Annotated in this window: 12 protein-coding genes; 5 read left to right on the top strand and 7 right to left on the bottom strand. The window is 61.4% G+C overall.

Annotated elements, in window-relative coordinates; genetic code table 11:
- The first annotated feature begins 80 nt into the window (after positions 1–80).
- The 4 genes from GM415_RS07060 to GM415_RS07045 all read left to right on the top strand — a co-directional run bounded on the left by GM415_RS07060 (position 81) and on the right by GM415_RS07045 (position 6,161).
- Positions 81–2,003: an aconitate hydratase gene (locus tag GM415_RS07060; RefSeq protein ID WP_158947117.1), complete on the top strand. Its 1,923-nt coding sequence runs from the start codon at positions 81–83 to the stop codon at positions 2,001–2,003.
- Positions 2,004–2,070: 67 nt separating this feature from the next.
- Positions 2,071–3,957, top strand: coding sequence for a SurA N-terminal domain-containing protein (locus GM415_RS07055; protein WP_158947116.1), 1,887 nt, complete (start codon positions 2,071–2,073; stop codon positions 3,955–3,957).
- Between the two features lie 300 nt (positions 3,958–4,257).
- Positions 4,258–4,959 carry a TetR/AcrR family transcriptional regulator gene (locus GM415_RS07050; RefSeq protein WP_158947115.1) on the top strand — a complete coding sequence of 234 codons (702 nt, stop codon included), beginning with the start codon at positions 4,258–4,260 and terminating at the stop codon, positions 4,957–4,959.
- The gene (locus tag GM415_RS07045) at positions 4,941–6,161 is read left to right on the top strand and encodes an acyltransferase family protein (RefSeq protein ID WP_158947114.1); all 1,221 of its coding nucleotides are present in this window, start codon (positions 4,941–4,943) and stop codon (positions 6,159–6,161) included. The genes GM415_RS07050 and GM415_RS07045 overlap by 19 nt, the downstream gene beginning before the upstream one ends.
- 71 nt (positions 6,162–6,232) lie before the next feature.
- Here the strand turns inward: GM415_RS07045 and GM415_RS07040 are convergent, their stop codons facing one another.
- The 5 genes from GM415_RS07040 to GM415_RS07020 all read right to left on the bottom strand — a co-directional run bounded on the left by GM415_RS07040 (position 6,233) and on the right by GM415_RS07020 (position 11,261).
- Positions 6,233–6,955 (bottom strand): ABC transporter ATP-binding protein, encoded by a 723-nt coding sequence (locus GM415_RS07040; RefSeq protein ID WP_158947113.1) that lies wholly within the window; start codon positions 6,953–6,955, stop codon positions 6,233–6,235.
- Between the two features lie 221 nt (positions 6,956–7,176).
- Positions 7,177–8,400: a high-affinity branched-chain amino acid ABC transporter permease LivM gene (gene livM / locus GM415_RS07035; protein ID WP_158947112.1), complete on the bottom strand. Its 1,224-nt coding sequence runs from the start codon at positions 8,398–8,400 to the stop codon at positions 7,177–7,179.
- Complete coding sequence (locus GM415_RS07030; RefSeq protein WP_158947111.1) at positions 8,381–9,283, bottom strand: branched-chain amino acid ABC transporter permease; 903 nt, start codon at positions 9,281–9,283, stop codon at positions 8,381–8,383. The genes livM and GM415_RS07030 overlap by 20 nt, the downstream gene beginning before the upstream one ends.
- A gap of 60 nt (positions 9,284–9,343) precedes the next feature.
- Positions 9,344–10,468 (bottom strand): branched-chain amino acid ABC transporter substrate-binding protein, encoded by a 1,125-nt coding sequence (locus GM415_RS07025; protein WP_158947110.1) that lies wholly within the window; start codon positions 10,466–10,468, stop codon positions 9,344–9,346.
- A 37-nt stretch (positions 10,469–10,505) separates the two neighbouring features.
- A complete protein-coding gene (locus tag GM415_RS07020; protein ID WP_158947109.1) occupies positions 10,506–11,261 on the bottom strand; it encodes an ABC transporter ATP-binding protein in 756 nt (251 codons plus the stop codon).
- Between the two features lie 427 nt (positions 11,262–11,688).
- On the opposite strand from GM415_RS07020, the gene GM415_RS07015 reads away from it, so the two are divergent.
- Positions 11,689–12,444 (top strand): SDR family oxidoreductase, encoded by a 756-nt coding sequence (locus tag GM415_RS07015; RefSeq protein WP_158947108.1) that lies wholly within the window; start codon positions 11,689–11,691, stop codon positions 12,442–12,444.
- A 144-nt stretch (positions 12,445–12,588) separates the two neighbouring features.
- On the opposite strand, the gene GM415_RS07010 is transcribed toward GM415_RS07015, so the two are convergent.
- Positions 12,589–13,866 carry a Y-family DNA polymerase gene (locus tag GM415_RS07010; RefSeq protein WP_158947107.1) on the bottom strand — a complete coding sequence of 426 codons (1,278 nt, stop codon included), beginning with the start codon at positions 13,864–13,866 and terminating at the stop codon, positions 12,589–12,591.
- Positions 13,867–13,935: 69 nt separating this feature from the next.
- A complete protein-coding gene (locus tag GM415_RS07005) occupies positions 13,936–14,349 on the bottom strand; it encodes a LexA family protein (protein ID WP_158950807.1) in 414 nt (137 codons plus the stop codon).
- Between the last annotated feature and the right edge of the window lie 158 nt (positions 14,350–14,507).

Genomic DNA, 14,507 nt, shown 5'->3' with positions numbered 1-14,507 from the left:
TCGCGTCGGCCACCCACGAAGCGCCTTGAGCGGTTTTGGAGAGAGTATTCCGATAACATTTAGCATTTGCAGGAGAAGATATGGGCAAGTCCATCACCCACAAGATCATTGAAAAGCATCTCGTGTCCGGCGAGATGGTGCCCGGCAAGGAAGTCGGGCTGCGCATCGACCAGACCCTGACCCAGGACGCCACCGGCACTATGGCTTGGCTCCAGTTCGAGGCCATCGGCATCGGCGAGGTCCGCACCGACCTGTCCGTGTCCTACGTGGACCACAACACCTTGCAGATGGGTTTCCGCAACCCCGACGACCACCGCTACCTGCGCACCGTGGCCGCCAAGTCCGGCGCGGTCTTTTCCCCGGCAGGCACCGGCATCTGCCACCAGCTCCACCTGGAGAACTTCGCCAAACCCGGCGCTACCCTGATCGGCTCCGACTCCCACACCCCCACTGCGGGCGGCATCGGCTCCATGGCCATGGGAGCGGGCGGTCTTTCCGTTGCTCTGGCCATGGCCGGAGAAGCCTATTTCATTCCCATGCCCAAGGTGGTCAAGGTCCAGCTGACCGGCGAGCTGACCGGCTGGGCCGCAGGCAAGGACGTCATCCTCGAGCTGCTCCGCCGCCTGACCGTCAAGGGCGGCGTGGGCAAGGTCTTCGAGTACGCCGGTCCCGGCGTGGCCGCCCTGTCCGTGCCTGACCGCGCGACCATCACCAACATGGGCGCCGAACTGGGCGCCACCACCTCCATCTTCCCGTCCGACGACAAGACCAAGGACTTCCTGGAAAAGATGGGACGCGGCGGAGACTGGATCGAGCTGGTTGCCGACGAGGACGCCGAGTACGACGAAGTCATCGAGATCAACCTTTCCGAGCTGGAGCCCCTGGTGGCCCAGCCGCACATGCCCGACCAGGTCTGCAAGGTCGCCGACCTCGCAGGCAAGAAGATCGACCAGGTGGCCATCGGCTCCTGCACCAACTCTTCCTATTCCGACCTGAAGAACACGGCCCAGATTCTGTCCGGCAAGCAGACCCCGGCCGAGACCGACCTGCTTATCTCCCCCGGCTCCAAGCAGGTGATGAAGATGCTTTCCCGCGAGGGACTGATCGAGCCGCTGCTGGATGCCGGCGCGCGCTTGCTGGAATGTTCCTGCGGTCCTTGCATCGGCATGGGCGGCTCGCCGACCACCGCCGGCGTTTCCGTGCGCACCTTCAACCGCAACTTCGAGGGCCGCTCCGGCACCCTGGACGGTCAGGTCTACCTGGCCAGCGCCCAGACCGCCGCGCGCCTCGCCCTGGACGGCGAGTTCACCGATCCCGCAACCTGGGGACCGGCTCCCGAGCGGGTCACCCTGCCCGAGGACGTGCCCTCCATCCGCGACCTGTTCGTCTTCCCGCCCGAGGACAAGGCCGCAGTTGAGATCCTGCGCGGCCCCAACATCGTGGCCCTGGAGGACTTCGAGGAACTGCCGAGCACAGTTACTGCCAAGGTCCTGCTCAAGGTCGAGGACAACATCACCACCGACCACATCCTGCCCGCCGGAGCCCAGATCACGGCCCTGCGCTCCAATATCCCGGCCATCAGCGAGTACATCTTCTCGCGCGTGGACGCCGACTTCGTGGCCCGCATGAAAGAGCACGGCACCGGCGTCATCCTGGGCGGCGAGAACTACGGCCAGGGCTCCAGCCGCGAGCACGCGGCCCTCGGCCCGCGCCATCTGGGCGTCAAGGCGGTCATTGTCAAGTCCCTGGCCCGCATCCACCGCGCCAACCTGGTCAACTTCGGCATCCTGCCGCTGCTGCTGGTGAACCCGGCGGACTACGACAAGCTCACCCAGGGCGACGAGCTGACAATCCCGGCCAGCGAAATGACTCCCGGCGGCACCATCGAGATCACCACGGCCTCCGGAGAGACCGTCGCGGTCACAAATGATTTGACCAAAAAGGAACTGGAGATTATCCAGGCAGGTGGCCTGCTCAACGCAGTCCGACAGAACCAATCGTAATCTGACATAGAAATCCGGTCGTCCGGCAACATGCCGGACGACCGGGAAAAGCATTTTTGGAGTACCAATGCTTGAAGCAATGCGTGAGAACGCTTCGGGTTGGATCATCAAGATCCTTTTCGCCGTCATCATCGTCGTCTTTGTCTTCGCGTTCGGCATGAGCGGTCTTGACACCGGCAACGACCCGGTCATGGCCACCGTCAACGACCAGGTCATTACCCGGGCTGAATTCGAGGACGCTTTCCAGCGCGCCGCAGAGGGTTTGCGCAAGTCCAATCCGAACGTGACTTCCGCCCAGCTGCAGTCCCCCCAGTTCAAACAGATGATCCTGGGTGAGTTGATCAACTCCCGGCTCCTCCTGGGCGAGGCGGCCAAGCTCGGCATCTCCGCCTCGGACGAAGAGGTCTTCGCGGCCATCACCCGCCTGTCCGTCTTCTGGAACCAGCAGGGCCAGTTCGACCGAAACCTCTACCAGCAGGCACTGCGCGGCGTCCGCATGACTCCCGCCCAGTTCGAAGCCAACTTCAAGAACGAATATATCTCGGGCAAGGTCCAGGACATGATCCGCGCCACCAGCCAGGTCACCCCGGCCCAGGCACGGCAGATCTATGACTGGGTCAACGAGAAGATCACCATCGACTACATCCTGTCCTCCCCGGCCCAATTCCTCGCCCAGACCGAGGTGACCGAGGACGAGGTCAAGAAATTCTACAACGAGAACGAAGACAAGTTCATGGTTCCCGAGCAGGTTCAGGTCCGTTACCTGACCTTCACTCCCAAGGACCTGGCCACCTACCAGAAAGTGTCCGACGAGGAAATCGCCGACTACTTCGCGGCCCACAAGGACTCCATGGTCCAGCAGGAGCAGGTCAAGGCCCGTCACATCCTGATCATGGTCAAGGACTCCGACACCGAGACCGAACAGAAGGATGCCAAAGCCAAGATAGACAACATCTACGCCCTGGCCAAATCGGGCAAGGATTTCGCGGCCCTGGCCAAGAAGTATTCCGAAGGCCCCTCGGCCCCCAACGGCGGCGAGCTCGGCTGGTTCGCGCGCGGGGCCATGGTGCCCGAGTTCGAAGAGGCCGCCTTCGCCACCCCCAAGGGTGGCATCTCCGAGCCGGTCAAGACCCAGTTCGGCTGGCATATCATTCAGGTCGAGGACAAGAAGGAAGCCCAGGTCAAGACCCTGGACGAGGTCAAGGAAGACATCCGTCAGATCCTCGCCGAGGAAAAGGCCTCGGAGAAGGTCACAGACCTGCTTGACCAGGCCATGGACCGCATGGTCTCCGGCATGAAGCTCGACGCCATCGGCGATGAGCTCGGCATGCTCGCCGTGACCTCCCGACCCATGCCCGAGAAGTTCCTGCCCCAGGCCTTCGGCATGACCCCCGAGGCCGCCAAGGTGATCATGGCCATCCCCGAGGGCGAGGCCCACCAGACTCCCATCGCCGTGGACGGCGGATATATGCTTGTGGAAAAGGCCAAGGACATTCCTGCCGCGCCCATGCCGCTTGAGCAGGTCGAAGTGCTGATCACCAACAACCTCAAGCAGGAGAAAGCCACGGTCCTGGCCCAGAAGGCCGCCGAGGACATCCTGGCCAAGCTCAAGGCTGGCGAGACCGACGGCCTCGAAGCCCGCATCAAGGCCTCCGATCCCTTCGCCCGCAACGGCAACGTACCCGACCTCGGACAGAGCCCTGACCTTGCCAACGCCGCCTTCGGCGCAAAGGACAACAACTGGCTTGCCGAGCCCTTCGTCACCCCGGCAGGCATCGTTGTCGCCCGCCTCGGCAAGCGCATCCCCGCCTCTAACGCCGTCTGGGAACAGCAGAAGCAGGCCTGGATCGCCCAGGCTTCGCGCAACTACGAGAACGAAACCCTCAACGGGTTCATGACCGGCCTGCGCGAAAAGGCATCCATCGAGATCACCCGCCCGGATCTGCTCAACTAGCAACCGGCGAAACGATACCATCAAAGCCCCTGCGCCGAATATCGGCGCAGGGGCTTTTGCTTTCAGTCCGTCGGCAGGCCCCTGTGGCTGATGAATCTGGTGGTTCTATGGTCAATTCCTGATTTACACCCCCTCTTCTTCCCTCACCCGGGTGAAATGCTCCGACAGGCTTATCCTCCCTCACTGTCGACCTAAGCACGCCACCGATCCGCAATATATTTTCCCCGAGGCCCGTTGACAGTCTGCCGATTTAATGCAATTGAATTAATACAAACGCATTAAATCGGAGGCTGCACATTCATGGGCTTGGAAGCGACCACGACACGAGACAAACTTTTTCTGGCAGGAATCAGCGTGTTTGCGCAATACGGATACGCCGGAGCCCGAGTGCGGGAAATCTGCAAACGGGCCGACAGCAGCAACATGAACGCCATCAATTACTATTTCGGCGGCAAGGAAAAACTCTACCAGGCCATTCTCGAGCTGATGTTCGCCGAGCTGGGAAACAGGATGCGGCTACTTGGCAGTTCGGAAAACAACAAAACCCCGGAAGAGCGGTTGTGCGATCTGGTGCGCAGCTACTGCGCCATGCTCTTTGCCGGGGGAGAGGTCGGCAGCGAGATCCTGGCCATCTTCAACAACGAAATGGCTCAGCCTTCCGAATTTCTGAACGAACTCATCGATAAGCATATGGTCGGGCAAAACGAAGCCATCCTGGACCTGGTGGGGGAATTGATTGGCAAGGACGCCCCGCGCTGGCTGCTACAGGACAGTGCGGTCAGTGTGTTCAGCCAAATCATCTACTACTCCTCGACCTGGGTCGTATACAGACGGGTTCATCCGGACCATCCCGGCATGGAAGCGTATCACCAACACCTGGCGGAGCACGTGTGCCGGTTTTCCCTGGCTGGACTCCGCGAGATGAAGCACGCCTTCGAGGCGAACGCGCTCATCGCCCCAAATTGGAACCCAAGGAGAACATTATGCAAACGGAACGAGTGATTTTTCTCGACGTCGTCCGCACTGTGGTCGTCCTCTTCGTCGTCATCCTGCATGCGGCCTGTTCCTATGCCGAGATCATCCCCTGGTGGTCCGTGCAGGAATTTCCCAAGGAACCCGCCTACACACTCATCATCCTTTTCTTCGATCTTTTCTGCATGCCTGCACTGTTCCTCTTGGCGGGCTATTTCGCCCCGGAGTCCATGCGCCGCCATGGCACCATGGGATTCATCAAGGCCAAATTCCGCCGCTTAGGCATTCCTTTCCTATTGCTGGCTCTGCTGTTCGTGCCAGTGATCAGTTATATCGGCTTTATCGGGCAAACGCATTCGGAGCAGGGCTTCCTTCATTTCTGGATCTTCCAGCTTACTACCGCCTGGAAGCCGATATTGCTGCTGCTGGATTCCGCAAAAACAGCCATTCCTCACGCCTTCGATTTTTCGCAATGGCACCTGTGGTTCATTTCCCTGCTGCTCATCTTCTTTCTCCTCTACGCCGCACTGCGAAACGCCCTCCCCGGTCTGTTCCGCTCCCTGGATAAGCTCGAAACCGGTCCCGGACGCATTCTCCTGTACATGTTCCTGGCCTGTGCGATATCCGCCCTGTCGGATGCGGCCATCAACCTGGCTGTCCCGGACTGGGCCTGGGCGAAGATCGGCGGATACCTGATGTTCCAGCCAACCCGCCTTGGATTGTATCTGACCTTCTTTCTGCTCGGTGTCGTGGCCAACCACACAGGCTGGTTTCGCAGCACAGCCATCCCCAACCCGCTCTGGCTTTGGCTGATGGCCGCACTGGCTCTGGACGTGGCCTTCCTCGCCTGGAGCAGGACGTTCATCCAGTTGACCGGCCCCGCGCCCTTGTCCCTGGGATTGCTGCACGCCACCCTGCGGGCCTTCGCCGCCATGGCCTGGACAGGCGTACTGATTAAGGCCGCACTGCGCTGGGGAAATTCGCCAGGACCGCTGAAAAGCAGCCTGAGCAGGAGCTCCTATGATATCTACCTGCTCCACCTGCCCATTGTCGTCGGCCTGCAACTCCTGGTTGTGACCTGGCCGGTGGGGCTGTTCGTCAAATTTCTCTTCGTCTCCGTGGCCGCCATACTGGTCTGCTGGCAATTGAGCAGGCGCCTCGTCGGACCGCACCCCGCCATTGCCCTGAGTGCGCTCGGTGCCTATTTCCTCGCACTCTGCGCCGCTGCATAACGCCGGACACACAAGAAAAAGCCCCTTCGGAATGCTCCGAAGGGGCTTTGCCTGTACCATATGTCTTGCGCCTACTCGCCGAGATACGCCTTGCGGATGTCCGGGTTGGTGAGCAGCTTGGAGGCTTCGTCCTCCATGACCACGGAGCCAGTCTCCAGGACGTATCCACGCCGGGCGCACTGCAGGGCGAGGTTGGCGTTCTGTTCGACCAGGACCACGGTCACGCCCTGCTCGTTGATCATCTTGACGATGTCGAAGATCTGCTGCACCAACAGCGGTGCCAGCCCCATGGAGGGCTCGTCCAGAAGCAGGACCTTGGGACGGCTCATCAGAGCGCGGCCCATGGCCAGCATCTGCTGCTCGCCGCCGGACAGGGTGCCGCCGAGCTGCTTGCGCCGCTCCTTGAGCTTGGGGAAGAGTTCGAAGACCCGCTCGATGTCGTCCTTGATGCCGCTCGCGTCCGTGCGGAAGAAGGCCCCCATGTCGAGGTTCTCCATGACCGACAGGCGCGGGAAGATGCGGCGGCCTTCGGGAACCTGGCACAACCCCATGGGAGGCAACAGGTCCGAGGCCACGTCGTTGATGCGTTTGCCCTCGTAGTAAATGTCCCCCTCCACCGCGTGGACCACGTTGCAGATGGTCATCAGCGTGGTGGACTTGCCGGCACCGTTGGCGCCGATGATGGTGACGATCTCACCGGGGAACACCTTGAGCGAGATGCCCTTCAGGGCCTTGATCCGACCATAGGCCGAGACCACGTTCTTCAATTCGAGTATGGGCTGTTGTTGAGTCATCCGTATTGCCTCCGGCGGCTGGGGGAAGGGGAGAGAGGGAAACCCTTTGAGAAGGGTTGTCCCTCTCTCCCCTTCCCCCAGACCCCCATCCCCTCTCTCCCTTCCTAAACTTTTTGGAGCCGCTTCGCGGGGGAGTAAGGAGATAATTGGTCTGTTGGGTCTAAATCTGGGGTCGATGCGGGGATCGCGGCCATTTTCTCCCGACGTATCTGGAGTTGTTATTAATCCATCTCCTCCGAGCGGCGTCCTACCCGCTTGGCGGGCCACAGCCCCTTGGGCCGGACGAGCATCATGGTGGTCATGACGCCGCCGAAGACCAGCATCCGGTAGAGTTCGAAGTCGCGGAAGGCCTCGGGAAGCGCGATAAGCGCCAGGGCCCCGAGCATGACGCCGGGGATGGAGCCCATGCCGCCCAGCACTACCATGGCAAGAACCATGGCCGACTCCAGGAAGGTGAAGGACTCGGGACTGACGAATCGCATGCGGGCCGCGAAAAAGGTTCCGGCGAATCCGGCAAAGGCAGCACCCATGGCATAGGCCAGCAGCTTGAGCAGGAAGGTGTTCACGCCCATGAGCTCGGCCGCGGTCTCGTCCTCGCGGATGGCCTCCCAGGCGCGCCCGATGCGCGAATAGTTGAGCCGGTAGACGCAGATGATGGTGACGATGGCGATGGCCAGGATGACGTAATAGAACATCCAGACCTTCTTGACCATAATGAGCTCAAAGGAAAAACCGTTGCTGAAGTCCGGCCAGTACACCGTCGGGCGACTCACGTCCGACAGCCCGTTGGGACCATTGGTCAGGTCCATCCAGTTGTTCAGGATGAGGCGGACGATCTCGCCGAAGCCGAGGGTGACGATGGCCAAGTAGTCGCCGCGCATGCGCAGGGTCGGGTAGCCGATAATGCAACCCGCGATGCCGGCCAGCAGGGCGGAGATGGGCAGGCAGAGCCAGAAGGCGAGGCCGTAGTGGATGGAGAGCAGCGCGTAGGTGTAGGCCCCCACTCCGTAAAAGGCGATGTAGCCGAGGTCGAGCAGCCCGGCCAGGCCGACCACGATGTTCAGGCCCAGCCCGAGGCAGACGTAGATGAGCACGTTGCAGGCCACGTCATGGCCGTAGCGCCCGGTCATGGCAGGGAAGGCGATGGCCAGGCCCAGGCCGATGCAGACAAGCAACCAGTTGGGCGTGGCCGCGTACAGTTTTTCCGTGGAGCCCTTGAGCGAGGCCCCCGCGCTCTTGAGGCCTTCGAAGAGACCGCGCTGGTTCAGCTCGTAGACGATCATGACGCACAGGGCGGCTACGGCCAGCTTCAGCCACAGTGTCAGGGACGGGATGAACTCCAGCCCGTCCGGCTTGATGCCCAGCAGCGGCCACAGGAGAATGAACAGCCAGATGAGCCCGATGCCGAATGAGGTCCAGCGTTTCTTAAACTCTTGTGTCGTCAACGTTCTCTCCCATGATGCCGGTGGGTCTGAAATAGAGGACCGCGATCAGAATGATGAAGGCGAACACGTCCTTGTATTCGCTCGACAGATAGCCGGCGGCGAAAATTTCGACCATGCCGATGATCAGGCCGCCGACCATGGCGCCGGTGATGTTGCCGATGCCGCCGAGCACCGCCGCCGCAAAGGCCTTGATGCCGGGCACGAACCCCATGGAGTAGTTCACCGAGCCGTAGTAGAAGCCGACCATGATGCCCGCGGCCGCAGCCAGGCCCGCACCGATGGCGAAGGTCAGGGAAATGATCTTGCTGGAATTGATGCCCACCAGCGCGGACATGACCTTGTCCTGGGCCGTGGCGCGCATGGCCTTGCCGATGCGCGTCTTGAACACCAGCAGGTTCAGCCCGATGAGCAGCGCACCGGTGATCAGAAAAATGTAGATCTGCATGTAGGACAGGACCACGTTGCCCCACTCGAACCCGCCAGCGGTCATCTCCGTGGGGTAGGCCTTGTCGTAGACGCCCTGGGTGAGCATCAGGCCGTTCTGCAGGAAGATGGACATGCCCAGGGCCGAAAGCAGCACCGAAAGACGGGAGCTGGTGCGCAGGGGTTTGTAGGCAACCTTTTCCACGGCCATGGCCAGCAGGGCGCAGTAGACCATGGTCAGGGCGAGACCGAGGCCGATGCACAGCACGGGGCTCGCACCCTGCCCCGCCAGGTAGCTGATGAGGATGACCCCCATGTAGCCGCCCGCGGCAAAGAACTCGCCGTGGGCGAAGTTGATCAGCTGGATGATGCCGTAGACCATGGTGTAGCCCAGGGCGATCAACGCGTATACGCCCCCGAGGGTAATACCGTTGATGAGTTGTTGCAGAAAATATTCCATGGAGTATTGGGGAAAAAATGTTGGCGGGGCCCCGTGCGGGGCCCCGCGTATCAAGCGAGTTTAGTACTTCTCACCGGTCTGGGCATTCCAGAAGTTGATGTATTCGCCGTCCTTGATCTGGCGAATAATGTAGTTGGAGCCGGAATCACCGTTCTCCATGTACTTGAACTTCTTGGAGGCACCGTCGAATTCCATGGACAGCAGGGCTTCGCGGACCTTTGCCAGGTCGGTGGAACCGGCCTTCTTCACTGCCAGCAGGTAGGCCATGGCGGAGTCGTAAGCATAGGCGGAGTAGGCGCCGGGCTTGCCGTACTTGGGCTCGTAGGCCTTGATGAACTTCTGGTAAGAAGGAGCGTCGGTATCAACATAGCCGAAGGTCAGGTACATGCCGTTGGCGTCCTTCTTGGCGATCTCGATGAGCTGGGGATGGTACACGGCGTCCTGAGCCAGGTACACGGCGTCGATGCCCATGCGCTTGGCCTGGATGATCAGCAGCGCGCCGGTGGCGGAGTTCTGCAGGGACACGTAGAAGACATCGGGGTTGGCGGCCTTGACCTTGGTCAGCACGGCGGAGAAGTCCTTGTCGCCCTGGTTGACGTGGTCGTGTCCGAGCACCTTGATGCCTGCGGCGGGGCTACCCTTCTCCACGTTGTCGGCCAGGCCCTGGGAGTAGGCGGTCTTGTCGTCCACCAGGTAGATGCTCTTGGCCTTGAGGTAATCCGTCATGAAGCGGATGGCGGCCTTGGACTGGTCGTCATCACGGCCGCAGGTGCGGAAAATATTCTTCAGGCCGCGCTCGGTCACCTTTTCGTTGGTGGAGGCGGGGGTGAGCATGACAATGTCTTCCTCATCCAAAGTCTCGGAGGCGGGCAGGGTCGCGCTGGAGCAGTAGGCGCCGACAACGCCGGTGACTTCCTCGTTGATCAGCTTGTTGGCTGCGGCCACGGCCTGGCGGGGATCGCAGGCGGTGTCCTGGGCGGACAGGGTGATGTCGTCGAAGCCGGGGATGCCGCCGTCGGCCTTGATGACTTCGATGGCGGTGCGTGCGCCGTTGGCGATGTCGTTGCCGTCAGCGGCGTAGGGGCCGGTCAGGGGGCTCATGGAGCCCATCTTCAGGGTCTCGCCCGCGAATGCGGTGGATGCGGCCAGCATCAGAATGCAGGCCATGAACAAAATGCGTTTCATACTCTCTCCCTTTTGTTGTTCGGTTAAGCCAGCCTCTCTACTGGCCCAAATATGCCTCGATCACGTCGGGGTTCTGCTGAATTTCCTCAGGCAGCCCCTGCGCGATCATTACACCATGGTCGAGAACGACGATGCGGTTGCAGATGCCCATGACCACCTTCATGTCGTGCTCCACCATGAGCACGTTGATCCCCAGGTCGGTGATCCGTCCGATGGCCTTCATCAGCTCCATGGACTCGGAGGGGTTCAGACCGGCGGCGGGCTCGTCCAGCAGGATGGTATGCGGCTCGCTGGCCAGGGCGCGGGCTATCTCCAGCCTGCGCTGATGGCCGTACGGCAGGTTGGATGCCACCTCGTCGGCCATACTGCCAAGCCCCATGAACTCAAGGGCCTGCTGGGACTTCTCCTGGATGCGCGCCTCCTCCCGACGCTGGGAGGGCGAGCGCAGAATGGCTCCGATGACACCCTTTTTGGAGCGGGCATGCTGGGCGACCATACAGTTCTCCAGGGCGGTCATGTTCTGGAAAAGCCGAATATTCTGGAAAGTGCGAGCGACGCCCATGGACAGGACCTGGTAGGGACGCAGCCCGGTGATGGTCTTCCCGTCGTAGGAGACCTTGCCGGAAGAAGCCGTATAGACTCCGGTGATGACGTTGAAAACCGTGGTCTTTCCCGCCCCGTTGGGACCGATCAGCCCGATCACCTCGCCTTCGGAAAGGGAGAAGGAAACATCGGTCAGGGCCTGCAACCCCCCGAAGCGGACACAGATATCGTCAAGAACTAGATTCGCCATAATTACCCGATAAACTGAAAATAAACCATAAGGCCCTTCTCTCCCGCAGGCGCACGACGCGCACTCTCAATTCTCTGAACTTTGTGATAATTTTAGGGAAGGACGATCCGTATTAACCTATTTGTCGAAAAATGTCTAATCAGCGCCAAGAATGATGATCTCCTGAACATTGTTTTTACTGATATTTGTTAAATTGAATTTAATTCTTATTATAGGCACTTTTCAAAATATCTCGAGCGTTATCATGAACCAAACCGCATTCCTCCGGGCGGACACCTGTCAGTGACTGTATTTTGTTCTGTCCGCACAAAAAGAAAGAACGAATTTCCTACTTTCAGCAGAGAGAACCCGGAGGCCCCAAAACCGCCTTCCCATGCCATGCCGAATACGATACTTTCGCCTCCGAACCGCAAAACAGGAGTGGGAAATGCCCAAAACCGTACTCATTACCGGCGCAACAGCCGGATTCGGAAAGGCCATGGCCGAGCGCTACGCCGCCGAAGGCTGGAAAATAATCATCACCGGACGACGCGAGGAACGCCTGGCCCAGATCAAGGAGGCCTTGGCTCCGGCTCAGGTGCACACCCTCTGCTACGACGTTCGCGACCGCCAGGCAGCCTTTGACGCCGTTGCCGGACTGCCCGGCGAATTCGCCGAGGTGGACGTGCTGGTCAACAACGCGGGCCTGGCCCTAGGCATGGAGCCCGCCCAGGAGTGTGACCTGGACCAGTGGGAGACCATGATCGACACCAACATCAAGGGCCTCATGTACATGACCCGCGCCCTGCTGCCCGGCATGGTCGAACGTGACCGGGGGCACATCGTCAACCTCGGCTCCGTGGCAGGGACCTACCCCTACCCCGGCGGCAACTGCTACGGCGGCACTAAGGCCTTCGTGAACCACTTCTCAAAAAACCTGCGCTCCGACCTCCTGGGCACCAAAATCCGCGTGACCAATGTGGAGCCGGGCCTGTGCGAGACCGAATTCTCCGTCATCCGCTTCGGCGGGGACAAGATCCAGGCCGACAAGGTCTACGAGGGCATGCAGCCCATCGTGGGCGAGGACATCGCCGAGATCGTATACTGGGCCACCACCCTGCCCGCCCACGTGAACATCAACTCCCTGGAAGTAATGCCCGTGGCGCAGGCCTTCTCGCCCTTCGCGGTGCACCGGGAGAAATGATCCGGCAACGTTCGGAAAGCGCCGGGCACCGGTCAGACTAAAATACGGCCTCTGCTTTTGTGAGAACCAGAAGCAGAGGCCGCCTTATGGCGGCTTCAAATCTAGATTTTTTACTGTACAGCGACATACGTCCACGCATGCCCCCTACCCGGCCTTGACCGTAAGCAGCTCCTCCCACGCCGTGGTGTAGCGCGGAGAACACAGCTCGCGGCGCATGCGCCAGGTCCCGTTCAGACCAGAGGCCGCAAACTTGACCGTGTCCCGCCCCCAGCGGGAGTTGCACGCGTCCACGGCCCGCATGAGCGGCGCGTGACGGCCATGGGCGTCCGGCGGCAGATCCAGCAGGCTGAGCCAGCGCCCATCCTCGGATTCCAGCCCGGAAAGCATGACCCCGCACTTCTTGTAGGCGTAACCATCGCGAAAGATGCGCTTGAGCCCGGCCTGGGCAGCGCGGATCAGGTCCGGGGTGTGCGCCGTGGCCACGGCCAGGGGCACGGGCGCGGCGTTATTGTACTGGGGCTCTCCCAGGCGAAACCGATTGGTCTCCAGATGAACGAGCACATGCCCCGCCACCGAGCGCTGCCGACGAAGCTTCTCCGCAGCGCGAGTGGCATACTGGGCCGTAGCCTCCATGAGATCCTCCAGGCGGGTAACCGGGTGGCCGAAGGAACGTGAGGACACGATGGTCTTTTTGGACGGCGGCCCCGAGGCGAAGTCCAGACAGGGCAACCCGCGCAGCTCCAGCAGGGTGTGCAGGCCGGTCACGGTCATCTTCCGCCGCACCCACTCCCGCTTCAGTTCCCGGAAGTCCAGGGCGGTACGCACCCCGAGCTTGCGAAGCCGCTTGGCGTGGCGTGGCCCGATGCCCCAGACTTCGCCCACGTCGGTCCAGCGCAACACCCGGTCCGGGTCCGGACTGGCTGCCAGGTCGAACACGCCCCGGCAGCGTGGCTGCTTCTTGGCAAACCGGTTGGCCAGCTTGGCCAGGGTCTTGGTCGGCCCGAGGCCGATGGAGACCGGGATGCCGGTCCACGCCTCCACCGTGGCCCGCAACCGGCGGGAGAACGCAGCCGCCCCGCCGGGCACGCCCGAAAGGTCGGCAAAGGCCTCGTCGATGGAGTAGATTTCCACGCTGGGACAAAAGCGGCCCAGCACGCGCATGACCCGGGCTGACAGGTCGCCGTACAGGGCATAGTTGGAGGAGAACACGGCCACGCCTTGTCGCTCCAGCATGGTCCGGCACTTGAAATACGGGGTCCCCATACCCACGCCCAGCTCCTTGGCCTCGGCGGACCGGGCGATGACGCACCCGTCGTTGTTGGAGAGCACGACCACGGGACGACCTCGCAGCTCAGGCCGAAAGACCCGCTCGCAGGACGCGTAGAAATTGTTGCAGTCGATGAGCGCGTAGGCAGCGGGCATGAATTGGCCTCTCGCCGGTCCCGGGTGAAACGGGATGGTCTCGCCACGAGAATCCCGTCATGGCACCCGCTAAACCCGGTGCACCACGTGACGGACCACACCCCATACCGAGAATTCGGTCTCGGGCGTGAGCGCAATAGGCGCGTAGGCCTCGTTCTCCGGGGCCAGCACCAGCCCTTCGCCCTCCCGCACCAATCGCTTGACCGTGAACTCGCCATCGACCAGGGCGATGACCACATTGCCGGGCCTCGGCTCCTGGGAGCGGTCCACCACCAGGAGGTCGCCATGATGGATGCCAGCCCCGATCATGGAGTCCCCTGACACCCGGACGAAGAAGGTCGCCTCCGGGCGCGGCGCCACGTACTCGTTCAGGTCCAGGGGCCGCTCCAGATACTCCTCGGCAGGCGACGGAAACCCGGCGGGCACGGCCTCCCCGGCCAGAGGCAGGCGGTGCCGCGCACAGGCCAACGCCCCCACGGCCATCGCCCACGGCGCGGTTTCCTCAAGGGCCGGAAATCCCTCTCCCTTCTGCCTGCTCGGAATCATGTTTCACCTCGATAGTCAATTTTAGTAAAACATTTTTATCCACACGCACACAAAACGTCAACCTAAATAAAACAATCCACCCTCTCAACATCCGC

It is taken from the genome of Pseudodesulfovibrio cashew (assembly GCF_009762795.1).
Taxonomy (GTDB): Bacteria; Desulfobacterota; Desulfovibrionia; order Desulfovibrionales; family Desulfovibrionaceae; genus Pseudodesulfovibrio; species Pseudodesulfovibrio cashew.
The sequence above is the reverse complement of the archived record's forward strand: the minus strand, read 5'-3'. Positions and strand labels throughout refer to the sequence as shown.